A 547-nucleotide genomic window follows, 5' to 3' on the forward strand; every position below is an offset into this window, starting at 1 on the left:
GAGGACGGCCCAGTCGGCCTCGTCCCAGGAGCCCTCGCTCACTAGCGCGCTGTACGCGGCGGTGACGAGCTGGTGACGGGAGCGCTCGCCCCAGTCGAGGGCCCGCTCGGGCCCTTCGAGCGCCGGCATGTCGAACTGCTCGGCCCACTCGCGGGCGGCCTGCTGCTCCTCGGCGCGCTTGGCGGCGAGCCAGGCTTCCTTGGATTCCGTGTCGGAATCGCGGGCGGCCTTCCAGCAGTCGGTGCAGTCGCGGCCTTCGAGCCAGCGCGCGTATCCGGCGCGCCGGTCGGCGGGGCGGTTGGACAGGTTGTGCGTCACTTCGTGTCCACAGCTGTGGACAATTTTCCAGGCGGTACGGACTGCCACGTGGTTGTTCCTGCTTTCTGTCTTCTGGGTCGTCTCAGCGAGTCCTGCGGATGGCGTCTGTGGCCGCCGTGGCGATGGCGGCGGGAGCGCTGGAGGGCTGGGGAAGGTGCAGCAAGGTGGTCCCCGGCAAGTGGCGGGACTTCGCGGTGAGGGTGAGCTGGAGTACGGCGCAGCCGGCGGT

General features: G+C 70.2%; 1 protein-coding gene. It reads right to left on the minus strand.

What is annotated here, in order from left to right; genetic code table 11:
* On the minus strand, positions 1–318 hold a 318-nt coding region (locus tag ACLZOT_RS49780), incomplete at its 3' end, for a hypothetical protein (protein WP_416975954.1).
* Positions 319–547: the final 229 nt, after the last annotated feature.

The organism is Streptomyces sp. 4F14 (assembly GCF_048159485.1).
GTDB lineage: Bacteria > Actinomycetota > Actinomycetes > Streptomycetales > Streptomycetaceae > Streptomyces.